This is a genomic window from Alkalibacillus salilacus, assembly GCF_030812915.1.
Classification (GTDB): Bacteria; Bacillota; Bacilli; order Bacillales; family Alkalibacillaceae; genus Alkalibacillus; species Alkalibacillus salilacus.
Window position 1 is genome coordinate 75,522 of the sequence record NZ_JAUSTQ010000010.1, and the last position, 24,737, is coordinate 100,258.

Annotated in this window: 22 protein-coding genes; 6 read left to right on the plus strand and 16 right to left on the minus strand. The window is 41.7% G+C overall.

The window, feature by feature from the left end:
* Positions 1-18: 18 nt before the first annotated feature.
* Positions 19-282: a NifU N-terminal domain-containing protein gene (locus J2S77_RS11450; protein ID WP_306977491.1), complete on the plus strand. Its 264-nt coding sequence runs from the start codon at positions 19-21 to the stop codon at positions 280-282.
* 96 nt (positions 283-378) lie between these two features.
* On the opposite strand, the gene J2S77_RS11455 is transcribed toward J2S77_RS11450, so the two are convergent.
* Both J2S77_RS11455 and J2S77_RS11460 read right to left on the minus strand, forming a co-directional pair.
* On the minus strand, positions 379-972 hold the full coding sequence (locus J2S77_RS11455; RefSeq protein WP_306977493.1) for a BsuPI-related putative proteinase inhibitor: 594 nt from the start codon (positions 970-972) through the stop codon (positions 379-381).
* Positions 973-1,022: 50 nt separating this feature from the next.
* A complete protein-coding gene (locus J2S77_RS11460) occupies positions 1,023-1,877 on the minus strand; it encodes a YitT family protein (RefSeq protein ID WP_306977495.1) in 855 nt (284 codons plus the stop codon).
* Positions 1,878-1,967: 90 nt separating this feature from the next.
* On the opposite strand from J2S77_RS11460, the gene J2S77_RS11465 reads away from it, so the two are divergent.
* Complete coding sequence (locus J2S77_RS11465; RefSeq protein WP_306977497.1) at positions 1,968-2,831, plus strand: DegV family protein; 864 nt, start codon at positions 1,968-1,970, stop codon at positions 2,829-2,831.
* A 207-nt stretch (positions 2,832-3,038) separates the two neighbouring features.
* Here the strand turns inward: J2S77_RS11465 and J2S77_RS11470 are convergent, their stop codons facing one another.
* Both J2S77_RS11470 and J2S77_RS11475 read right to left on the minus strand, forming a co-directional pair.
* Entirely contained in the window at positions 3,039-4,451 is a 1,413-nt protein-coding gene (locus J2S77_RS11470) for an alpha-amylase family protein (RefSeq protein WP_306977498.1), read from the minus strand.
* Between the two features lie 61 nt (positions 4,452-4,512).
* Positions 4,513-4,905, minus strand: coding sequence for a YisL family protein (locus J2S77_RS11475; RefSeq protein ID WP_306977500.1), 393 nt, complete (start codon positions 4,903-4,905; stop codon positions 4,513-4,515).
* Positions 4,906-5,083: 178 nt separating this feature from the next.
* Here J2S77_RS11475 and J2S77_RS11480 point away from each other — a divergent pair, with 178 nt between their 5' ends.
* A complete protein-coding gene (locus J2S77_RS11480; RefSeq protein WP_306977502.1) occupies positions 5,084-6,274 on the plus strand; it encodes an ornithine--oxo-acid transaminase in 1,191 nt (396 codons plus the stop codon).
* Between the two features lie 264 nt (positions 6,275-6,538).
* On the opposite strand, the gene J2S77_RS11485 is transcribed toward J2S77_RS11480, so the two are convergent.
* The 4 genes from J2S77_RS11485 to J2S77_RS11500 are packed head-to-tail and all read right to left on the minus strand — an operon-like array spanning position 6,539 to position 10,227.
* On the minus strand, positions 6,539-7,354 hold the full coding sequence (locus tag J2S77_RS11485; RefSeq protein WP_306977504.1) for an IucA/IucC family C-terminal-domain containing protein: 816 nt from the start codon (positions 7,352-7,354) through the stop codon (positions 6,539-6,541).
* Positions 7,326-8,159 carry an ABC transporter ATP-binding protein gene (locus tag J2S77_RS11490; RefSeq protein ID WP_306977505.1) on the minus strand — a complete coding sequence of 278 codons (834 nt, stop codon included), beginning with the start codon at positions 8,157-8,159 and terminating at the stop codon, positions 7,326-7,328. The genes J2S77_RS11485 and J2S77_RS11490 overlap by 29 nt, the downstream gene beginning before the upstream one ends.
* Positions 8,160-8,183: 24 nt before the next feature.
* On the minus strand, positions 8,184-9,236 hold the full coding sequence (locus J2S77_RS11495) for a FecCD family ABC transporter permease (protein ID WP_306977506.1): 1,053 nt from the start codon (positions 9,234-9,236) through the stop codon (positions 8,184-8,186).
* Entirely contained in the window at positions 9,229-10,227 is a 999-nt protein-coding gene (locus J2S77_RS11500; RefSeq protein ID WP_306977509.1) for a FecCD family ABC transporter permease, read from the minus strand. Before J2S77_RS11500 ends, J2S77_RS11495 begins: the two co-directional genes overlap by 8 nt.
* Before the next feature lie 183 nt (positions 10,228-10,410).
* Here J2S77_RS11500 and J2S77_RS11505 point away from each other — a divergent pair, with 183 nt between their 5' ends.
* On the plus strand, positions 10,411-11,415 hold the full coding sequence (locus J2S77_RS11505) for an ABC transporter substrate-binding protein (protein ID WP_306977510.1): 1,005 nt from the start codon (positions 10,411-10,413) through the stop codon (positions 11,413-11,415).
* Positions 11,416-11,594: 179 nt separating this feature from the next.
* Here the strand turns inward: J2S77_RS11505 and J2S77_RS11510 are convergent, their stop codons facing one another.
* The 4 genes from J2S77_RS11510 to J2S77_RS11525 all read right to left on the minus strand — a co-directional run bounded on the left by J2S77_RS11510 (position 11,595) and on the right by J2S77_RS11525 (position 15,463).
* Positions 11,595-11,840 (minus strand): hypothetical protein, encoded by a 246-nt coding sequence (locus tag J2S77_RS11510; protein ID WP_306977512.1) that lies wholly within the window; start codon positions 11,838-11,840, stop codon positions 11,595-11,597.
* 13 nt (positions 11,841-11,853) lie between these two features.
* A complete protein-coding gene (locus J2S77_RS11515; protein WP_306977514.1) occupies positions 11,854-12,132 on the minus strand; it encodes a hypothetical protein in 279 nt (92 codons plus the stop codon).
* A 73-nt stretch (positions 12,133-12,205) separates the two neighbouring features.
* Positions 12,206-13,357, minus strand: coding sequence for a DUF418 domain-containing protein (locus tag J2S77_RS11520; RefSeq protein WP_306977516.1), 1,152 nt, complete (start codon positions 13,355-13,357; stop codon positions 12,206-12,208).
* Positions 13,358-13,591: 234 nt separating this feature from the next.
* Positions 13,592-15,463 carry a heavy metal translocating P-type ATPase gene (locus J2S77_RS11525; RefSeq protein WP_306977518.1) on the minus strand — a complete coding sequence of 624 codons (1,872 nt, stop codon included), beginning with the start codon at positions 15,461-15,463 and terminating at the stop codon, positions 13,592-13,594.
* Positions 15,464-15,605: 142 nt separating this feature from the next.
* Between J2S77_RS11525 and J2S77_RS11530 the strand changes: the two genes are divergently transcribed.
* Complete coding sequence (locus tag J2S77_RS11530) at positions 15,606-15,818, plus strand: hypothetical protein (protein WP_306977520.1); 213 nt, start codon at positions 15,606-15,608, stop codon at positions 15,816-15,818.
* 64 nt (positions 15,819-15,882) lie between these two features.
* On the opposite strand, the gene addA is transcribed toward J2S77_RS11530, so the two are convergent.
* From addA to J2S77_RS11545, 3 genes are read right to left on the minus strand one after another with little or no spacing between them, the layout of a single operon-like run.
* The gene (gene addA / locus J2S77_RS11535) at positions 15,883-19,638 is read right to left on the minus strand and encodes a helicase-exonuclease AddAB subunit AddA (protein WP_306977522.1); all 3,756 of its coding nucleotides are present in this window, start codon (positions 19,636-19,638) and stop codon (positions 15,883-15,885) included.
* On the minus strand, positions 19,639-23,133 hold the full coding sequence (addB, locus tag J2S77_RS11540; RefSeq protein WP_306977523.1) for a helicase-exonuclease AddAB subunit AddB: 3,495 nt from the start codon (positions 23,131-23,133) through the stop codon (positions 19,639-19,641). It lies immediately after the preceding gene.
* A 15-nt stretch (positions 23,134-23,148) separates the two neighbouring features.
* Positions 23,149-23,796 carry a TVP38/TMEM64 family protein gene (locus J2S77_RS11545; protein WP_306977525.1) on the minus strand — a complete coding sequence of 216 codons (648 nt, stop codon included), beginning with the start codon at positions 23,794-23,796 and terminating at the stop codon, positions 23,149-23,151.
* 153 nt (positions 23,797-23,949) lie between these two features.
* Between J2S77_RS11545 and J2S77_RS11550 the strand changes: the two genes are divergently transcribed.
* Complete coding sequence (locus tag J2S77_RS11550; RefSeq protein ID WP_167263069.1) at positions 23,950-24,339, plus strand: YhjD family protein; 390 nt, start codon at positions 23,950-23,952, stop codon at positions 24,337-24,339.
* Here the strand turns inward: J2S77_RS11550 and J2S77_RS11555 are convergent.
* A partial coding sequence (locus J2S77_RS11555) for a hypothetical protein (RefSeq protein WP_306977527.1) occupies positions 24,277-24,737 on the minus strand: 461 nt, incomplete at its 5' end. The genes J2S77_RS11550 and J2S77_RS11555 overlap by 63 nt on opposite strands.

Here is a 24,737-nt window from a genome sequence, read left to right on the forward strand (position 1 = left end):
TTCAGGGAGGGATTAACTATGGCTGTAATTGCTGAACCAACACCAAACCCAAATGCAATGAAATTCACTGTCGATAATGTGATCTTTGAAGGTGATGATAGCATCTCTGTCATGCAAGGTGAAACAAGTGATTTTGACATCATGAACGATTTAATGAGCATGGATGGTGTCGACAATGTATTCGGATATTATAATTTCATTACCGTTAATAAACAGTTCAACGCTGACTGGGACGAACTTTCACCTAAAGTAGAGCAATTAATCGAAAGTTACGGATACTAAAAACAATTGGCTTAGTTAAAACTAAGCCAATTTTTTAGATCTTCATTCAAACGTTTCTAAGTTACAGATGAAGTCAAACAATACACTTCATATCTCCTATTCACTACCTTCTTCTCCATCACCATCTTCTCCTGGTTGATGATCTTCAGAGTCTTCAGTTCCCTTGGTTAATTCAAACTCTACCGTTTTAGAAAACGCACGTTCACTCAATTCTTCCCCATTTAATTGATTCGCTGTTAGCCATAATTCTGCTTGATATTTACCGGATTCAACAGTATTAGGCGATTCACTAATTTCCCATGTATCCTTATATTCCAGTGTGTCACCTGATTCTAAATTTTCTGTTTGAATAGCTTGTGTGAACGATCTGTCAGCTGAGTAGCGATAGGCACTTTTCTCCGTATCAGCTTGTGTGACATTTACGTCAAACTTCTGACCAGAGGGAAATGTTAATTCCGCAGGTTCTTCTCCTTCATACGTCAAAGTCATATTGAATACGACTCGCTCCTCTTCCACTTTTGCCTCTCCATCAAAAGAAAATGAATCCACTAAATCACCCATTTCATTGTCTGATTCGTTTCCTTCGCTCTCTGATTGCTCGTTGTCACCAGCAGCCTCTCCATTACCATTACAAGCTACTAGTCCAACAGCGAAACTAATGATAAATAATACAAACAACCATCGTCTCATTGTTGTCACCTCGTTTTTTTATTAATCAGACGCTGACAAAAAAGGAATTGTTACACCTTTTCATCTTCGCGTCTGAAGAAACCAAATATACCAGTAGTTTGCACGATATTCGTAAAGGAATTCGGATCTGCTTCTTTAACAATATTTTCTAAGTCATATAATTCATAACGTGTCACAACAATCATCAACATTTCACGGTCTTCATCTGTAAATGCTCCTCGAGCTGGAATACGTGTGATCCCTCGCACCATATTAGCGTGAATCGCTTTCGTTACTTCTTGACCTTTTGCCGTGACAATCATTGCGGTTAATTTTTCATGGCGTGTATGAACAGCATCGATTACTCGTGTCGTGACGTATAACGTAACCAGTGTGTATAATGCTTTTTCAGGATCATATACCATACCTGCTAAGACGATAATAGCTCCGTTTAATGTTAAGAAATAAATACCGATTGGGCGGTCTTTCAATCGTGAAAGCACCATGGCGACAATATCCATACCGCCTGTTGATGCACCCCACTTAAGCGTAATTCCAACACCAAAACCACCGAATATACCACCAAACACTGCATTTAAGATAATGTTATCAGATAATGACTGAATTGGAATCGTTTCTAAAAAGATGGTCATAAAAATAACCGATAATATACTGTAAACAGTAAAACCACGTCCGACTTTAATCCAACCGAGAATTGCAACGGGTATATTTAGTAGGAATAAAAGCACACCTGTACTAAGATCAATATCAAAAAAATCCGTCGCAATACTTGCGGAAATTTGAGCAACCCCTGTGAAACCACTGGCGAACACATTCGCTTGCTCTAAGAAGAAGTTAAGTGATATAGCGTTGAAAATAGCGCCGATGATCACGATAATAAAACGTTTTGCTTCGAATATAAACATAATAGCCTCCTGTCTGACATTGACGTATGCCTGTCGTCCTATTAAACTGAAATATAATGATGATCGTAGGAAAATATGAGGAGGAAACCTATGAGTATGAAATTAATTGTCGATTCAGGTTCCGATTTGCCAAAAGATTTATTAAAGAAATATGATATTGACCTTGCTTCGCTCATTGTTCACCTGAACGGGGAAGATTACCACGACAGGGAATCCATTGATTCTCAAGCTGTATATGAAGCCATGAGACAAGGATCAGCTCCTAAGACTGCCCAAGCATCGCCTGACACTTTTTATCATTTATTCAAGCAATATACAGACCAAGATCAACCCATTATTTACTTAGCATTTTCATCTGAATTATCCGGTACTTATCAAAGTGCCATGATTGCTAAACAGCAAATTGAGGACCAAAACCCAGATGCTGAAATTTACGTTATTGATACGAGAGCTGCTTCTATGGGACATGGTTTAATCGCCTATTATACTGCCCAAGCAATAGCAGATGGTCAAGCTGTACAAGACGTATTAGATACGGCACATTATTATGTAAATCATATGGTTCATGTCTTTACAGTGGATGACTTAGAGTACTTACAACGTGGTGGTCGTGTGAGTAAAGCCCAAGCTTTTGTTGGTGGTATGCTGAAAATCAAGCCTCTTCTTCATGTAGAAGACGGAAAACTTGTCCCACTTGAAAAAATCCGCGGCTCGAAAAAAGTAATCGGACGCATGGTTGATTTGATGAAAGAACGCGGTCAACATTTTGAACAACAAACCATTGCCATTACTCATGGAGATGATGAACAACGCGCGCAGCAACTAGCTAATCAAATTCGTGAACTATATAATCCGAAAGATATAATTATTCACCAAATTGGTTCTGCTATTGGAGCTCATGCTGGCCCTGGTACAATCGCATTATTCTTTTTAGATGATGCCCCTAAAAATTAATTATTTAGTTATTTTATACCCGGAGCAGACGGAATGTAACCGTGAGTTCGGGTATTTATTTTATCTTAACACGCTAAACGATAGCCGTACACCATTCTTCTCCACTTCAGTTTTCAAATAAATACTCTAGTTTATGAGATAACTGCTATAACTAATTCAATCAGAACACATAAAAAACAACCCTATTCACATGAATAGGGTTGCTTTTTACCGTTCTTTAGCATTTTTCCGGTAAATTATAATCGCAAACACGACGAAGACTCCCATCACACCTCCGAAAATTGAAATCAAGAGCCAATTAGCACCTGTATCTTCTCGCACATTATAGACATTCGTTGATTCCCTTTCAAGACTAACGGTATAACTACCATCATCATTTTGCCTAACGAGATCGTCTTGGATAAGACCTCGTAATTCTTGATTATCTTCTATATGTTCTAAATCCGTGTGCCGAAATCCAGGGCTGTTATTAATCGTGATAATAATGCGTTCATCGTCTAATACCCGTTCGTATACAATAAAATCATCTGCGTCATGAAGAACATTCATTTCACCATCTCGAATAGAATCAAAATTCTCATTAATGCTCGATAACTGTTCAATATGTTGATTCAGCTGCTCATCTCCAGCTAAGAAGTTCATCATATCATGGTGTGAACCATCTTCTACCACGCCATCTGTTGGGTTCGCTGTCCCTTGATAAAGCCATGGCTCATTTGGCGTTGTATACATGTAAGTCAAGGCCATCTTCCAGCGCGTGATCGGATGCAGTCCACTTTCTTCCATCGCTCGTGTAAAACGATCTGTCATATAAGAATCCATATAATGCACAACATCTTCACTGTTTTTTAAATTAGAGCCTAACAAAAGTGACGAATCTGTTTCAATGTCATAAAAGTATTCAGTTGCTCTCTCATGAAATGAACCATTAACAATACGATCAAATCCTAATCCTTTATAACTTTCTATATCTGCGTTATTAAGCTCATTCACTTCACCTAGCCAAAAACGATCAACTTCAGCAGTCACACTTTCTACAAAGGATTGAGGTAATTGATCTGCTCCTGGGACATAAAAACCATCCACATTATAATCCGATCCCCATTTTTGTAATAACTCGAAGAAATAGTCTGTTGCGCCATCTTGCGTTAGATCGACTTCACCATTCTCACTCACCCAGTCTTCACTTGTTAGAGGGCTATTGGAACTAACCGAATTAAAAGGGACTTGTACAATTACATTTATATTTTGATCATGAAATGCTTGTACTGTATCTTCAACGTCTGATGCTGATCCAAAAGTCGATTGAATTTGTTCAAAATTAAAAACAGGCGAGCCAGAATAATGCTCACTTGCAAACAATGGAGACAAGACGACATCCGTGATTCCCAATTCTGCAATGTGATCGACACGGTCTTGTAAACCGATTAAATCACCACCATGAAATGCATTTGGATCATCACGGTTAACTCCTTCTTCTGTGACCTCATTAGAGTTTTGAAAACGATCCACTAAGACATAATAATATTGATGACGGTCATCTTCATCAGCGAGACTATTAATTGGAAACAAACTGGTTAATAATATGAGTAATCCTAGGCCTGTCATCAGTCGTTTCATCGTTGCTCCCTCACTTCAAAACATTTTGCACATAAGAAAAGCCCCAAAACGGGACTTTGTCTTAAGGTAAGAATCCGAATGGTAAACGGGCAAAGCCTAAAGCTAAGACAAGAATTAATGCTATGATCAATTGTAACCAACCAGAAAATTCTTTCTTCCCTTTCTTCGCTTTCGCTAATGTCATTTCCATTGCAGCAACCACCCAGATACCACCTACTATCTTCACGATATACTCAGCGAATTGGGTATCTTCTACATTCATACCATAATGATTGAAAAATAAATCAGCGCCTGTTGCAACGATTAACAAATAGAATACACGTAATACCATTTGTGTGATCTTAATCGGTTTTTCAGCTTTACCTTGCTTAATCATGGAATAAGCGATGAAAAATAGAACGAGTCCGATGCTCCAAGAAACAATATGTATAAGTGCCATTTGTGTTGCGTCCATTCCTCATACCTCCTTCAAAAATATCTATCCCCATCTTATCATGTTTTGAAATTGGTTGCGATTAATTTGTTGACAACTTTGAAACAATCAAACCAAACAGGTATAATAACAGTTAGTGTAAGCCTTATCATTCGCGGAAAGAACCTTTTGAACCGCATTTATTATTAGGAGGGATTTCATGACACGTAGTAGTGAAGAAATTATCCAACAAACTGATTATTTTGGCGCTAATAATTACAAGCCACTGCCGATTGTCGTTTCGAAGGCAGAAGGCATATGGGTTGAAGACCCTGAAGGCAATCGTTATTTAGATATGTTAAGTGCCTATTCAGCCGTTAACCAAGGGCATCGCCACCCAAGAATTATTCAGGCGCTAAAAGATCAAGCTGACCGTGTAACATTAACATCGCGTGCCTTTCACAACGACCAACTCGGTCCATGGTATGAAAAAGTCTGTAAGTTAACTAATAAAGAGATGGCGCTTCCAATGAACACTGGAGCTGAAGCCGTAGAAACAGCCATCAAAGCTACACGTCGCTGGGCCTATGACGTGAAGGGTGTTGAAGAGAATAAAGCTGAAATCATCGCTTGTGTCGGTAATTTCCACGGCCGGACGATGACACCTGTTTCTTTATCATCAGAAGAAGAGAATCAACGTGGTTTCGGACCTCTATTACCTGGTATTAAAATCGTGCCATACGGAGACACTGATGCATTAAGAGAAGCGATCACTGAAAATACAGCTGGCTTTCTACTTGAGCCAATCCAAGGTGAAGCTGGTATTATCATGCCGCCTGAAGGTTACTTAAAAGAGGCTTATGAAATTTGCCAAGAAAATAATGTTTTATTCATAGCTGATGAAATTCAAGCAGGACTCGGTCGAACAGGCAAGATGTTTGCTTGCGATTGGGAAAATGTTGAACCTGATGTTCTCATTCTTGGAAAAGCACTTGGCGGAGGCGTCTTCCCTATTTCATGCGTTGTGGCTAATGAGGACATTCTTGGTGTATTTAACCCAGGTTCACATGGTTCCACTTTCGGGGGTAATCCACTAGCAAGTGCTGTATCATTAGCATCGCTTGAAGTATTAGAAGATGAAGAACTCGCAGAACGCTCATTAGAGCTTGGATCGTATATGCTGGAAGAACTACAGTCGATTAACAATCCTATTATTAAAGAAGTACGTGGTAAAGGATTATTTATTGGCGTTGAACTAACCGAACACGCTCGACCATATTGTGAACAACTCAAGGAAAAAGGACTTTTATGTAAAGAAACGCATGATAACGTCATCCGTTTCGCCCCACCACTCATCATCGAAAAAGAAGATCTCAAATGGGCGATCGATAAAATTAAAGAAGTTCTATAAGAACAGAAAAGCTCAATGTCGAAAGTTCGGCATTGAGCTTTTTTATATTCAGGAGGACGATGATAAATTAAAAATGGCGATGGTAAATGGATCTGACTCGATGGTAATCCATGTTAACTCGATGATAAATCACAAATCGCGATGGTAAACCGCGTTAACTCGATGATATTCCACGAATCTCGATGATAAACCGCCCTCACTCGATGGTAAATCCATAACCGCATCCATTCAAAAACGCATTTCTCCATAAGAAATGCGTTCGTTTTATAAAGAATAACTATTTGTTTGTTGACGTATTGCTTCATGCGTAGCACGGCAAGCTTCTTTATTGACCGCTAATTGGGGACAACCATTGCAATACTTTTCATCACTTGAGGCTTCAAAATTAAAACAACAAGTTGTCCGCACGCGTCTAAAAGTCTGTTCAGGGGCAATGTAATGATAGCCATTATAAAACCGTTGAATCGGATTAAATCGTTCACCAAACACCTCGGGCGATAGTTGATGAATTAAGACGTTAAAATCTTCATAAAACTGATTCATAATCGTTGTATCATGATGCCAATCGACAACTGTTTCGTATATCCAATATATATAGACTACAATATTTTCCCACAAAATTGGCCGGGGAACCGCTGTGGCTTGGGAAATAGCTTGGACTAATTCAGCTAATTGCTGAAATAATTGCTCAAAATATGCCTCTCGTTTCTCTTCCAATGCATCAGAACAATCTTCTCCAACCACATTCTTCAAATATAAATCAGGTAACCATAGGCCATCTTTCACTTTTGGTACTAGTGCTGTTCTGGACCAATCTAATGACATGGTAATGCGATCCGTCGAAAACGTATATAACGACGGTACGACAAGTAGAAAACCTAACCGTTTTATTAATTGTGAACCAATAACAAAGTCACGATCTGTAGCAAAATTAGGTTTAATACGTTCAATCACATTACGCAAGTGAATTTCATTTAATAAATCAGAGATGTAGATTTCATTTTGTGGTTGTTCTGTCACAACACGAAATCGTTCTGATAAAACAGTTGTATCAATTCGCTTGAACTTGTTGTGCGGCATAACGATTGGCACCTTTCATCTGCCGTTGTCTACTGTACGGAATACACATTGGTGCACCACAGATTGGGTCGCAGGTTACTTGACATTGTAAGCCAAATACTGAATGAATCAACTGTGGCGTAATAATTTCATCAGGATTACCTTGTTCAAAAACACTTTTACCTTGAATGGCGACGATATGATCCGCATAACGACAAGCTAAATTCAAGTCATGTAGAACCATCACAATCGTACGACCTTCTTGCTCATTTAGTTCACTAAGCAAATCTAAGATATCGATTTGATGCGTTAAATCTAAGAATGTTGTCGGTTCGTCGAGCAAAATGATATCTGTATCTTGAGCTAAAGTCATGGCAATCCATGCACGTTGACGCTGACCACCAGATAGAGAATCTACCGTACGATCTTCAAATTCTTTAATACCTGTCACATCAAGAGCATATTGAACAGCTTCTTCATCCTCTTCGGACCACTGTTTATACCAACTTTGATAAGGGTAACGGCCTTGTTTTACAAGTTGTAGAACCGTTAATCCTTCTGGCGCTTGAGGTGATTGTGGCATGATCGCCAGTTGACGGGCGATTTCTTTAGTTGATGTCTTGTCGATATCTTTACCCGCTAGTTCTACCGATCCGTCTTTCGGTTTTAATAAACGTGCAAGTGATTTTAATAATGTCGATTTTCCACAACCATTACTACCAATAAAAGCAGTAATTTCACCTTTTGGAATGGTTAAATCCAATTCTTCGATTACCAGTTCATCTTTATACCCGAGTGACAACTGTTCAGTTTGAATGGCTTTCATCAGACAAACCCCTCTCAAAAACCATTATTTATGGCTCTTAAATAATAAATATATAAAGTAAGGTGCACCAATTAATGATGTAAACACACCAACTGGGACCTCAAGTGGCATAAACAACATACGCCCTAAAATGTCAGCTAAGACAACAATCATTCCACCAACTAAGGCCGACACTGGAATTAAAGCGCCGAACGCTGATCCAATGATTTTACGAGCGATATGTGGTGCCATTAAACCAACGAAACCAATACCACCCGCAAACGCCACCGCACCGCCAGCAAGTGATGTGCTTAATAGTAATAACATGAAACGATCGCGTTGCACTAATTGACCAGCATTTTTTGCTAAATCCTCACCTAATTCCTGCATATTTAAGCGTCTAGCATAAATAAACAAGATAAACGTAATGCCGAATACCCAAGGCGCAATTGTTGCAATTTCATTCCAATTTGTCCCGTTCACACTACCTGTTAACCAAATAGTCGCTTTCGCAGCTGAATGAATCGGGCCTAAGATCATAACAAGAGACGTCAGAGCATCAGCTGCGGCCGCTACACCAACACCAATTAAAACGAGACGAAATGGCGTGATGCGACCATTTTTCCAAGCTAAGAAATAAACAAGGAAACCAATAACGACTGCACCGATAAACGATGCTAACGGTAACCACTGAATACTCATTGTTAACGTATTACTACGGTCAGTATAAATCGCTAAAAAGATCACCGTAGTTAACGCGGCACCACCTGTGATTCCAATAATATCAGGTGATGCAAGTGGATTACGAATCAATCCTTGTAAAATCGCACCTGACATCGCAAGCGCAGCACCTGCTAACATCGATAACAGAATACGCGGCATTCGGAATGAGTTAACCACTAAGTTTTGCATTTCTGTGCCTTGACCGATTACTGCTCGAATGACATCGACTGGCGAAATAAATAGCTGGCCAATCCCTAAGCTCACGATCATAAGCACAATAGCTAAAAACGTTAACAAGGATATAATATAGAATGATTTTTTATCAATTAAAAAGGATACTTTTCCTAAACGAATCGGAAATTGTTTGTTACTCATTGATGCCCCTCCTTGCTATATAAATGAAGAAGGGAACGCCAACAAGCGCGATCATCACACCAACAGGGGCTTCCTGCGGATAAATAACATATCGTGCTGCAATATCGGCTGATAAAAGTAACATCGCACCGATTATTGCACTGTAAGGAATCACCCATGAATAGCTAATGCCGGCAAACCACCGAGCAATATGGGGAATAACAATTCCGATAAATCCGATTGGACCCGCAATTGCCACTGCACCGCCAGATAACAAAACAACGGCAAGCGCACCAGCTAATTTAATCAAGTACGTTTTTTGGCCTAGACCCTTGGCTAATTCCTCACCCATAACCAGGACATTTAAATGTTTTCCTAGTAACAAGGCAACAAACCAGCCAACAACTAGATAGGGTAAGACAGACATTAAGATTTCTAAACTACGACCTTGGACAGACCCAGTTAACCAAAACAAAACCTGTTCAAGCGCGGTCTCGTTCATCGCTAGCATCCCTTGCGTCATGGATGAGAATAGGGCTGCAATCGCAGCACCTGCTAACGTGATTTTAATCGGCGTTAAACCATCACTACCTAATGATCCTAAAAGATAGACAGTTACTGATGCAACTGCAGCACCCGCGAATGCGAACCAGGCAAATGATTGTAATGATGTAATGCCTAAAAACGTTACACCAAATACAACAAAGAAACTGGCACCTGCGTTCACACCAAAAATAGTTGGTGATGCAAGCGGGTTATTTGTTAGGCCTTGCATAATCGCTCCCGCAATTGCAAGACTTGCACCAACAGCTGCGGCGATTAAAGACCTGGGAATTCGGTTATCCTGTATAATATAATGTTCGTTTGATTCATCAAAATTTGTAAATGAATCGATGATCATCTGAGATGTAATATCGGTATACCCATATAAAACACTCGCCCACATAAGTATGAGCACGATCACCAAACCAATAATAAGTCCTAATCCTTTAAGTGCATTGCTTTTTAACATCGTGAAGATATACCTTTCTCACTCTTCTCTTTCATGTCCTATATTACGTTAATTGATAATGAATGTCAATTTAATTGAAAGTCATTTTCAATTATTTGTTGACAGGTTAAGTGAAGCCATATATGATAATAGATGTAATTGATAATCATTATCACTAAAACAACATATAAAGGGGCTTATCGCATGAGGAAATTACTTATTTTATTCGCTTTTGTGTCATTTACACTCTTCTTAGCTGCTTGTGGAGGCAACGATTCTGAAGAAGAAACGACAAATGAAAGCGGAGATCAAGAATCATCTGAAGAAACAGAAGACAACAGTGAATCAGAAGGAAATGGCGATTCTTACGTTGTTGAGCACGCCATGGGTGAAACAGAGATTGAAGGGCAACCAGAAGATATTGTCATTTTAACCAACCATGGTACAGAAGCACTACTTGAACTAGGTATCACACCAGTTGGTGCGGTTGAATCATGGACAGGTGATCCTTGGTACGACCATATTGAAGATGACATGGAAGGCGTTAATGTCGTCGGTCTTGAGAACGACATCTCACTTGAAAGCATTGCCGAGTTAGATCCAGACTTAATTATTGGTAATAAAATGCGTCAAGAAGACCAATATGAGTCATTAAGTCAAATTGCACCTACTGTCTTTGAAGAAACTCTGCGTGGTGATTGGAAAGTCAACTTCGAACTAATTGCTGAGGCGGTTGGTATGCCTGAAAAAGGTCAAGAAGTACTCGATAATTACAACCAAAAAGTTGATCAACTATCAGATGACTTAGAAGCAAATGACAAACTTGACACAGAAGTATCGATTGTACGCTTCATGGCCGGAGACGTTCGTATCTATCATAAAGATTCATTCTCAGGCATCATCATTGATGAAGTTGGTTTAGCTCGCCCTGAAGCACAGGATGTTGATGATTTTGCAGCTCAAAACGTCACGAAAGAACGAATCGACGAAATGGATGGAGATGCAATCTTCTATTTCACTTACGAAACGGGTGATGGCGAAGCATCGACAGTCGAAGAAGAATGGATTGAAGATCCACTATGGAACAACTTAGAAGCCGTTCAAAACGACAACGCTTATAAAGTTAGTGACACAATTTGGAACACAGCTGGTGGCGTTCGCGCTGCTAAATTGATGCTCGAAGATTTAGAGGAGCACCTTTTAAACTAAGCATTCAAATACATGACATATAATGAAAAAGCATTGAATCAGACCCCCGATTCAATGCTTTTTTTACTATATTTTTGTTTTCGCCGTAAACAGTAGCAATCGCACCATATATACGAGCAACCAACCTGTCAATACAATTAAAAAACGCCCGAGTTAAGTAACTCAGGCGTTTTATCATATTAAATAAAATCTAAAATTGCACTAAAGAACACAAACACAGCTAATGCTGCAATGAGTGCCCCAAACCCTTTTCTTCCTTCAACAAGACGGCGTGCTGACATTAAACCGAGCATAACACTTCCTGTCAGTAGCGCAACCGTCATATACCAATCGTTACTAGCAATAAAATATAGAATGATAAATAACATCGTTCCAAATGAGAATATAATTTCTGTAATAAGTAGTTTTCGAGCTGATTCAGACATTGATTTCGCTCCTTTAAGCCATTAATAGATAAACAAGATATATAGCAATCGTAATACTACCAACCGATTGAATGATCTTGTTATATTTTGTTTTTGAAACTAATTCACCAATGAATAACGCCATATACATAGTTCCGCAAACTAGCAGTAATATAATAAAGAATTCCATGACTTCACCGATCATTAGCGGGTGAAACACTTCTCCATTCATATTAAGCATGACGAAAATCATAATACCTACCAATAATGTAAACAATCGTGATAGCGTTTCATTTCCCTTGACTTCAGCCATAAAGCACCTCTACTCTTTTCAATCTTTCCGTCATATATTGTAACGAATTTTCACCTAAAATACCATGAAAAACTTATGAAGAAGATTGTTTCATAGATTGTGCTTTCCCATACGTTAACGAACGGTACACCCATTCAAAAGGTCCAAACCGATACCGCTTCACGTACCATACACTAAACAAGATTTGTACACTATAAACCATCAGTACATACACGACCAACTGCCATAGTGATAAGTCACCATAAAAGCCAAGGCCAACACCATAGAAGAATAAAAAGGCTATAATCGACTGCATTAAATAATTCGTCAACGATAATTTCCCAACAGCTGCAAGCCAGGTCACTGTTAACTTAGGCAAGATCACAAGTCCAATTAAAAAATAAAAGAAACTCGAAAACGAACCACCTATACTCTGCTTCGTAAAATCAAACCATTCTGGGTTCCCCATAAAATGTGGCGCGATTTTAAATAGAAAGAAAATGACTCCTGAAATGAGTATCCACTTACGAATCGCCTTCATATATTCCTGAGGCTGATCAATCCAACCTGCCTTCACAACAATGACTCCTAGTAAAAACATTGGCATAATCGTGAGAACCATAATAATGATTTGCATCGGATTAAACATCACAAGCCAATCAGTTAAATTACGTGAAAAAATGTCTGAGTAATCGCCGTTATAAAATGTCATCGACTGATGAATAGCAACAGTATCACGATAGGTACTTAAATAGTCTCGCATTCCATAATTCATAAGCGTCATTAAAATCGTGACACTACCAAGCATTGACACAGCCCACGTGACAAGCGTGCGAATTGATTTATGTATTAATGGAATGGTTAATAATCCAACGATACTATACGTTAATAAAATATCGCCATACCAAATAAGCAGCCCATGTAATAAGCCAAATAATCCGAGTGCTAACATTCGCCTCGTAAGCACCCGTTTCATCTGATCAGGTTGTCGCTCTTCAAGACGCCTTGCCATCAACGCAAGACCAAGGCCGAACAACAACGCAAATAATGGATAAAAACTCGCTTGGAAGAGCATATCAATGATTGGCAAAATCCAGCCACTACCTTCACCATCATAAAACGTGTCGATTCCCCCGTACATAAAATGTGGTGAGTTAAATGACAACACATTGACCATTAAAATCCCGAATAATGCGAACCCTCGAATCGCATCAATCGACTGAATACGCTTCTCCGTCGCTTCCATAACTTCCGCTCCCTTTTTTTGAGTTCATTATAACACGACATTACCAATAACTGACTAAATGATGATAAATTAGCATAACTTGATGGAAAACGGGCTATAGTCGATGGTATTGGTTAAATGCCGATGATAAAGCCCACCGAGTCGATGGTAAACATCTCTAACTCAATGGAATCCCTCTACAAGGCGATGGAAAACCTGAAATCAAACGTCCCCTATTATCCAGTCCTTAATCTATTATTCTTTTAATAAACGCAAACCATTTAATATGACAAGAATTGTACTGCCTTCATGAGCCACAACGCCGTAAGGTAAAGTCAGACCTTGCGAAAAGTTAGTGACAATTAATAGTAAAATCACCGCAACAGAGAATACGAGATTTTGTTTTACAATACGGTTTAATCGAGTCGACAAGTTGAAGGTCATCGAAATATTTTTCAGTAGATTGTTCATTAACACAATATCAGACGTTTCGATCGCAACATCTGTTCCTGACCCCATCGCAATTCCGACATCAGCTTTCGCCATCGCAGGTGCATCGTTTATGCCGTCGCCGACCATCGCAATCGAGCCATATGTCTCACGCAACCGCTCGACTTCATGTACTTTTTGTTCGGGTAAACATTCACTGATCCACTCATCAATCCCCGCTTCTTCACTAATTGCTTGTGCTGTTTGGTCATTATCACCCGTAATCATAACCGTTTTGACGCCACGTTCATTCAGGGTTTCAATTAATTGTTTGGCTTCTGGCCTAATCTCATCTTTCACCGCAATCATACCTGCCACTTCTTTCCCATTGGCAATAAACATGATCGTTTTACCTTCCTGTTGTAAGGCTTTTTTCGTTTTTATAAAATCATCTTTTACAAGCCCTAATCTATCTATTAATGCTTCATTACCGACATACCAAGTCTCATCATTCACGCCTGCTTGAATGCCGTAACCCGTGATGCTCTCAGTATAAGCAATCTCCAAATCGGCATGGACTTCATGAGTATCACCATACCGTACAATTGCTTCAGCAAGTGGATGACTCGATTGATTTTCAATTGCGACAATATGACGCAGTACATCACGATCATCAAACTCATCAGCCGTCATAATATCCGTTACAACTGGCTCGCCTTTCGTAATCGTCCCTGTTTTATCCAATGCGACCACCGCCATTTTCGACAATTGTTCAAGATAAACGCCACCTTTTGTCAACACACCTTTACGCGCACCTGTACTCACTGCTGACAATAATGACGGCATAATCGAGGCGACAACGGCACATGGTGAAGCAACGACAAGTAACACCATCGCGCGGTAAAACACGTCTTCAAAATTAAAACCAAATACAAACGGTGACAGTAACATCAACCCAACGACCACGAGTACCGTCACAACGTATGGTCCTTCAATCTTTTCAATCAATTGTTGTGTCGGCGGTCGATTTTCTTTCGCTTCTTCCACAAGTCGAATCATCTTCTGGAAAAGTGAATCCTTATTCGGCTTCGTCATTTCAACGACAACAGAACCTGTCCCGTTCATCGTGCCATTATAAACATCATCACCAGCCGCTTTATCAGCTGGCATCGACTCTCCTGTAATTGGTGATTCATCTACTGATGTTTGACCACTTAAAATCACACCATCAACTGGCACCCGTTCACCATCCTTAACGAGCACGCGATCACCTATATTTAACTCATCTAAGGCAACAACAGTTACAGAATCATCATCGTTCAATCGATTGGCTTCACCTGGTGCCATTTCCACCAAAGATGACAAATTACGCTCACTCTTTTGGTTCGCATATGTTTCCATTGCCCCACTAACTGAAAAGATGAAAATTAAAATCGCCCCTTCATGCCAATGGCCGATCGAAGCTGCCCCGAGTGCTGCAATGATCATTAAAATTTCTACATTCAACGATTTATCATAGACTAAATCCAAAACACCTTCTTTTGCTTTATAATATCCTCCGACTGTAAATGTTAATAAGTAAAACACTGCCGTCAACGCAGGACTTCCCCAAGCTTCTGATAAAAACGCGATGACAAGTAACACACCACCAAGTAAAGCCATGATAATTTCACGATGCTGCCGTAATTTTTGTGCCATCTCCTCACCTCTATTTATAATTTATATCAATTTATAATTATTATAAATAATGTTATCATAGATTATTTCCTATTCCAATTAATTTGTCACTTCAATCAAGTCACGATATACTCTAACTAAATCATATTAAAGGATGATCGTTGTGAAACCTAATTTAATCGAATTTTCACTAATTGTAGGCGGCATCTTACACGGGCTTGCGATCAATTATTTTGGTGATCAACCGTGGATCCCTACACTATATGAAACGAGTATCGCTCCATTTATTACATATGGCATGATTGTGATTGGCCTACTGCTTGGCATTATCAACGCCCTCACCCCGAAATCTAAGCAGAAAAAGAACCTTAATTAAAATATGAACTGATGATCAAGCAAGTGACCGCTTCACACCATCAAAAAAAGAGCACTTCTGACTATCAGAAGTGCTCTCTTTCGGTCATATCCACAACAAACGCCCGGTCAAAGAAGTATAAATACACACCAGCAAGCTCAATCTGCCAAATCGACTCGACTGCTTGGCGGTACAAGTCGACTTGCACAGCATAGCGATTGGCTAACTGTTCGTGAACTTTTTCATCTACCTGACCATTCACTGTATCAGTTTTATAATCTAATAAGTACCACTGCCCGTCAACTTCAAATAAGCAGTCGATCACACCTTGGATCAACACGCTTTCATCAGTCGGGTCATCCCAATCAGGGTAAACCTCCTGAGCTGACAATTCCATCGTAAACGGTAATTCGCGCCGAATATCTGCCGATTGCTCTAACGACTTACCTATCTCAGTCGCCATTAGCTGTAAAATCGCGTCATAATCAATGGCCTCAGCTTCTTCTTCTGTTAAAATATCTCGAAATACTAGCCCTGACACGAACTCCTCTAATGACGCTTCATCCCAAGCCGATTCAAACGGTAAATGCTGCATCACCGTATGCATTGCACTACCGATTTCAGCTTTCGTCAGCGTCGTCGCATCTTCTTTCATAAATCGCGGCCGTTCAAGCGACGACGCCCCACTCGAACTACTGGAACCAACACGACTCCTGATGAAATCTGTCGCACTATAAGCATCCGCTTCTTGTCTGATTCGCTTCAACTCCGTTACAGTCTGCTTCGCCCGGCGTGACACACTTCCTGCATACGGATAGGCATACTGAAGCCGTCGGTCCACTTCCGCATATGATTCGGACGGTGTCTCAATCGCATCACGATCCCAATCGGTAATCGCACGCTCAAGCGCATCATTCCGTTCAACCGTTACCCATTCCGGGTCTTCATAAGCCGATGCATGCTCAACGACGACACGCCACGACGAATCATCTGCCTGAATTACCTCAGGCACGCGATTAGACACGGGACCCTCACGCAATTCATCAGCCTTTTCATGACGAACAAGCGCCATGCCAACCCAGTTCATGTAATTAGCCTGATCCGCTCGCATATGAGCGGGCAACACCCAATTCGGGTGCTCACTCACCTCACGCCATTTCTCCAATCGTTTCGAAACGTCTCCAACTGTTCCAACCACGACTAATTTCTCTTTCGCACGAGTCAACGCGACGTACAAAATTCGCATTTCTTCAGCTAACATCTCGCGTTTCATCGCAACTGACATAGCCTCAAACGGAAATGTCTTATACATAATCCGTTTATCCAAATCTAAATATTTGGCACCTAAGCCTAGATCTTTATGCAATAAATAGCGTTTCTTATAATCTTGCGTGTTAAATTGCTTATCCGCAGCGCCTAAAATCACAATCGGAAACTCTAGGCCTTTACTCGTATGAATCGACATAAGGCGAACAACATCTTCCTGCTCACCTAACGCACGCGCCGCGCCTAGATCTTCGCCGCGCTCTTCCATCTTTTCAATAAAACGTAAGAAACGGAACAACCCGCGATAAGCCGACTTCTCATAACTACGAGAACGATCGTAAAGCGCCCGTAAATTCGCCTGACGCTGCTTGCCACCAGGTGTACCCCCGACGAATTCATAGTAGCCCGTCTCACGGTACACACGCCAGATCAGTTGTGATAATGCGCCATAAGTCGCTTCCTCACGCCAAGCCTCAAACAGTCCAAAAAAGCGTTCCAACCTCTTCACTAAATCACGGTCCTCGCCTGCTCTCATATACTGCTTAACCGCTTCGTAATAACTCACTTTTCGGCCATGCAACCGAATTTGTGCCAATTCATCTTCGTTTAAGCCAACAATCGGTGACTTTAACACACTTGCAAGCGGAATATCTTGCTTCGGATTATCAATTGCCTTCAGCACATTAAGCATCACTTGCACTTCAATTGCTTCCAAATATCCTGATGACAAATCAGCGTACACCGGAATCCCAAGCTGTTTTAACTCCTCAACAACTGTTCCGAACCACGCCTTCGACCGCATCAAAATAACGATATCTGAATAGCGAACAGGACGCGGTTTCTCTGTTTCCTTATCAATCACCTGCATCGGCTCACTACCATCCGTCCCAAGCCATGACTGAATCTTCTTCGCATACGCCCGTGCTTCGATCTGCGCTTTCTCTAAATACTGCCACTCGTCATCCGGATTCGTTTCATCATCCGCTTCACGCGATAAAACATGCAACTCCGTATCCACATCCGTATCCGTGAGCGTCTCGTAAACCCGATTACTATAAATCAACTCCGCTTCCGGCTCATAATCCATCTCCCCCACTTGAGGATCTAATAATTGCCGGAAAATATAGTTCGTCCCCGCTAACACTTCATGCCGACTCCGGAAATTTTGCGCCAAATCAATGCGCAGTTCATCACCATCATCCGCCTGAAACGCGCGATATTTTTCCATAAACAAGGTCGGCTCCGCGTGACGGAAACCGTAAATACTTTGTTTCACATCTCCAACCATAAATAAATGATTCGACTCATCACCTGTTAACAACTGCAAGATCGTTTCCTGGACCTGATTCGTATCTTGATACTCATCAATCAGTACTTCACGAAATTGCGCTTGATACTGCTTTGCCACATCCGACGGCTCAAGCGCATCCATCGTCGAACCATCTTTCATTAAAACCTCTAAACAATAATGCTCTAAATCCGAAAATTCAAGCACTGCCTGTGTACGTTTCTCTGCATCGAGTGAGGCATGAAAGTCTTTCACGAGATCGACTAATTGCTCTAGATGAGGCTTTAACTGACGTAAATCATTGATCAATGATTCTGGCTTCCGCTCAAACCAACGACTAATCATCGCCGACACTTTATCTTTATAACGCTTACGAATATCTTTCACGCGTTCTTTTAAATCTTCATCACACTCAAATTTCTTCCGTGATAAAGTCGCAAACTTCTGCCGTTCTAACACGACATCACGCAATGCTTCCCAAGGCGCATCCGCGTATTCTAGCATTGCGTTCACTTGCTCCGAGTCACTTTCAAGAGTCTCCATGTAATGCTCCGGACCATTAACATCTTGCGCGACATCCATCGCTTGCTTAATATCAAAAACCGCTGCTTCAAGGGCCTCACGTATGTCAAAGCGCGCATAAGGCATCCATTTCAACTCATCAAGCGTCGTCTCTTCACTCACATCAACAGCGTCAACAAGTGATTCCAGCCACGCAAACGGTTTCGGATTCTGCAATGCAAATTCATGCACATGTAAGACAAGCGATTCGACCGCTTCATCATTTCGGTCGCCCGAAAAACTATCGACAAAGCGGAAAAACGCCTCTTGTGCTTCTCCTTCTTGGCCATACCAACGTTCGAACACATCTTGCAGGACGTCTTGCTTTAACATATCGGCTTCAATTTGATCCAAAATCCGAAAACTCGGATCCAAATCAAGCTCATAACTATATTTACGCGTCACATCCATACAAAACGCATGCAACGTCGAAATATTAGCCCGTTGCAACAGCGCAATCTGTTTTTTCAAATGATGCGAGCTCGGATGCTTTTCTAAAGCCTGTTCAAGCGCCTGACCGACACGCGTCTTCATCTCTTGTGCTGCGGCATTCGTAAACGTTGCGACTAACATTTCATCAATATTGTATGGATCTTCGTCGCGCACCATCTTTTGAATAATCCGCTCGACTAGCACCGCCGTCTTACCCGAACCGGCCGCAGCCGACACGAGAATATCACGTCCATCTTCATGAATCGCTAACGACTGTTCCTCTGTCCATGCCATTTATGCATCCTCCTCTCGCGCCATCATACGCTGTAGAATCGCATCATCTTTCTCATCTTTAATCCGAACAAAATCATTCTCTTCAAGCGTTGGATCGAACTGACAAACCGATCGATACGGACAAAACGTACACGCCGTATAATCCTTCGTCTGCACTGGATTAAGTGACACATCACCACGCACAATCTGACTGCCCGCTTGTTGCATCAATCCACGCACATATTGATTCATATAGCGAAACAACGACTCATCCACCGTTTTCGAACTCGCATTAAACGAGCCATCTTTCTTGACACCGAACGGCGCAATTTTTGACGTCCCAGTCTCAAGTGAACGGTCCATCGCTCCGGCTACCTGCTCATCTCCTAACAACCAACCGTTCATTTTATATTCTTTCAACAATGCATCTTCTACCGCATCATCATCAAACGCTTTCAAATCACCATCATTCAACGTCGGATTATGCACGTGGAAATACAGGACTCCTGCTGGTTCCGCTTGCTGATTCAACCAACGATCCGAATACGTCAGCACGACATCCAAATACGTTAACATCTGCAGCGCCAAACCATAATACACATCAACGAGCTTCAAATCTTTCGCACTCGATTTATAATCAATGACACGTAAATACAGCTGATTATTGATTTCTGCTTGATCAACCCGGTCAACACGGCCATTTAACTCCAACTGATACCCGTTCATTAAGTCGAGCTGAAGCGGTGGCAGCTTCTCTTTCCGACCGAAACCAAGCTCAATTCCTGCTGGCTGGAAATCCGACTGCTTCGCTTGCCGTGCTAAGACCGTCGTCGCCCGAATAATGACATGTTCTAACTTGCGCAAAATATACTGATAACGATTCGAGCTGAATAAAATCTGATGCTGCAACAACGGCGCTAATTGCTCAACCGCTCGGCGCGCATACTGAACAATATCGTCATTAGTTAATTCGAAAAACGCGCGCCCTTCCGCGTATACCCACTCCGTAATATACCGAAGCGATTCGTGGAACAACTGCCCAATATCAGGCGCCTCCAGTTGATAAAGTGGCCGCTCTTCCAGCCCTAGCGTATATTTCGCAAAATAATGATACGCACACTGGTGATATGTCTCAAGCCGTGACACGCTCGACTTCATCGTCTGGTCAAACATCGCGCTCGCCGTATCACTGCCTAATGACGCTGGTTCATTCCGGTAAAATAAACCACTTAAAATTTGCCGCGCAGTGCCATCAGCTGATTCATGCGCCATAAACCAATGAAGCGCATCCCAATACACGCGATCAATCGGATAACCGCGTAAATACTTCGATAGCTCTGCTGTTAAAATCGACCGTGTTTTTTCTGGATTTGTCACGAATCTTAAAGGATCCTCATGATCTTCATCATCAAGCCACAACGTCTCACGCGCCTGCGGATACATCGTTTTCAACTGCTTCACAACCGCAGCTGGCATCTTCTGTTTTCCTTCTTCATCACTGAGCGCATAACTCACATGAACTCGATTACTCGCAAGCGTAAATGCCAGATACATATAAAAACGGTCATCTAACAGTACACGTTCAGCTGGGTCAGCTAACAGCATACCACGCTCTTCTAACCACGCCCGCTCATCATCCGACACGAGCCCTTCCTGTGGCGGCTTCATCGGATAAACTCCATCATTTACCCCGAGTAAAAAGCTCACCTTTACATTCGCAATCCTTGAACGCTCCACATTACCGACAATGACGTGATCAATCGTTGGCGGCACATGGGAAAACTCTAACGTCTCAAGCCCCGCATCCAACACATCTCGGAATAACGGTAATGACATCTCTTCATCACCAAGCATGTCTGCCATTTCATCAAACAACTGCATTACTGCTTGCCACGCCTGCTCTTGCTCGCGCGCGGTTTCCACATCACCGTCATCGTCAAATCCGTCACGTAACGCTTCTAATCGCTCAGGCGCACCAATTCGTTCAAGCCACGTATAGACTGCTTCTAACGTTGCACCAACTGTCTCAGCCTCACGAACATCACGGTCAAAATCTTTAAGCGCATCGACCACTTGCTTGCGATACACATTCATTTGCCGTTCGATTTCGCGTTCTTCATCCGTCTGCGAACGCTGGTCTAATCCGAAGATCCGCTGATAACGCCAGTCACGATCCGAAAGCCATGCATCCCGCGTTCGAACACCATATTCCAGCACATAATTTTCAAGCGAATCAATCGCATCTTGGGTCAGTGGATACGTCTCATCCGTCGCTTGAATAAACCCAGTTTTAAGCAAACGAAAAATTGCATCATAACGCCAATCACGGTCAATCACTTCAAGCCCTGTTCGGATTAACTCAATAAACGGGTGATTGAGCATTGTTTTCTTCTCATCTAAAAAGACCGGCACGCCATAATCCTGGAAAATCGTTTCGATCAAATCATGATACGTTGCGTCATCACGGATTAACAACGCCAAATCGCGATAACGATAACCTTCTTCACGTGTCAACCGCACAATCTCTTGCGCCACACCTTCAACTTCCGCACGTGGGTGTACCGCTTCAGCAATTTGAATCGGCGCTTCCCCTTCATAAACGGGTGCTGGTTGATCCGTAAAATGACGCTCCAAATGATTCATCGCTGGATTATTTTGAAACCGGCGCTCATCTGGATAAAGCATCATCGGCTCACGTACTGGAATTTCCGCCTGCTCAGCTATCTCCGTCAACGTCTCATACGTCGTTTTCGTCTGATAAAATAAATCCAATTCGCCTAAACCTTGCCCACGTCCATCATATGTAAGGGCAATCTTCACATCTTTCGCATGACGCATGAGTGCTTCAATCACGTAATACTCTTGCGGTGTAAACCGGTGAAACCCATCAATATAAATCGTCGCATCACGTAAAACATTCGTCGTCGCAATTTTCTCAACCATAATCTCCAGCTGATCCTCACTATCGACATAATGCCCAGCCAACTGCTGATCGAGTTTGTCATAAATCAACAACAAATCATCCAGCTTGCGTTTTAACGCCGCTTCACTCGGCGTCAAATGTGCACTCTGATTCAATTCCTCAACCATTCGACTCAGCGACTCTGGTGTCACTCGATACCGCTTCAACTCTGTAATCATCGCCTCGAGTTGATCAATGAACCCTTGCTTATCCATCGCCTTTTGAAACGCTTCGAGCGACTGTTCATGCTCCTCCGTGATTTTCCGAAGCAACATTTGAATCCCAGTCGACGTAATAAACGGCTTCGTGCCTCCACCGACCGCTTGAAACACATACCACGCTAGCCGCGAGAAACTAAACACTTGCGCCCTCATCGACCCAGGCAAGTTACTGTCACTTAACAGTCCATACTCCTGCTGAAACGCCATCTGATCCGGCACAATATACAAAATCGGATCTCCCGCGGGATCATGCTGCAGAGCCTGCTCGATTTCCTCTAAACAATACGAGCCGATGTCAGCACCGGCTCGTCCTAAGATAAATTGTAAGGCCACACGCGTCTCCCCCTTTTAATTCGCTTCACCATCATCACGGTCCGCTTTCGACGTGATCCGTTTTTCGATAAACTTCCCAATCAACCAAAACAGCCCAACGACAATACCAACGACGATCGTTTTAATCGGCTCAGTCGCAAACGATGCCAAGCTATCACCAACATATGAAACTGAGAAAATCATCACTGCTTTTGCAAGCCCAACCGTTAAAATAAACGATTGTAACGACATTTTCGTAAACGCCGCAACCACATTAATTAATGCTGACGGTGAAAACGGGAAACATAACAACAAGAACATCGGCCCAAATCCGCGTCGGTCGAAAAAATTCGTAATCCGCTGAATATGGCGTTGATACTTAATTCGCCGCACCCAATTAAACCGTTCACTCTTGCGGACGAGTATAAAGACAACAACCGCACCAGCAGAAGCACCAATCCACGAATATAGAAACCCGAAAACAAGCCCGTACACAATCGAGTTAGCCAAAATAAATACCAAGTTCGGCAAAATTGGCAAAAACGCTTCAATAAACGGCAATAACACACCTGGAATGGGCCCAAAACTACCGTAAAATTCGAGCAATCGTATGATAAATCCACCAATAACATTATCTGATATTAAATCCTGTAGTTCATCCAGATTTGTCGCATCATCGTTCATAACATTAACTCCTTCTATATCTCTCCCTTCATTTTATAAAAAAATTACCCGTTTGCCTACTTTTTTACCAATTTGTCATTAAGGGTTTGATTTTTATAATGTTATTTCATATAATAGAACAAACGTTCGATAAATGCAACCGGAGGGATCGACATGCCTTATTTAAACGAAGAAGAAGGACGCATGGCATCACGTTATTTATTCTTATCCATGACCATCGTCGTCTTAGAACAAGATATTCGCTCCGTTGAAAACGGCCCATATAAAATCAAAGAACCATACCTAGAACTACTGCGGCGCATGATCCACCAAGCCCGCACCGAACGACGCGAACTACGCAAAACCATGGACCAGAAAAAAATCGACGTCGTCTTCATCGAAAAAAACGACACCTTTTCAACCTATTTATTCCTGGCCCGCGGTTACGAAGAAGAACGGCGCTACTTCAACCCCGCCGTCCGCAAAAAAGTCGAAAACATCCTAAATGAACTCATGTACGACATCACAACAAGCGTCACCAAACCCGCGCCGGATTTTGCTTAAAGATATAAAAAGTCGTTCAGTTAAACTTGCAGCACCTGATGCATCCTTAACTGAACGATTTTTCATTTTGTGGGCATTTACAACCTTTCGTGAAGCGCTTGTCCCGTAAATTTCAGATGGATAGAGTCCACATAATTGTGTAAGTAGGCGATTTATCATCGAGTTCCGCGGCTTTTCCATCGACCTGCAGACGTTTTCCATCGACTCCACATCAAATATCATCGCTTGGAGGAAGTTTACCATCGACTGCACAACCGTTATCATCGAGTTTTGAATCTTTTCCATCGAGTTAGCTTCTGTTACCGATAGAGTCCATATAATTGTGTAAAAAGGGTCATTTTCCTCTCCACATGGTACAATGTTTTCAACCACAAAAACGATTACCAGGAGGAGAGTAT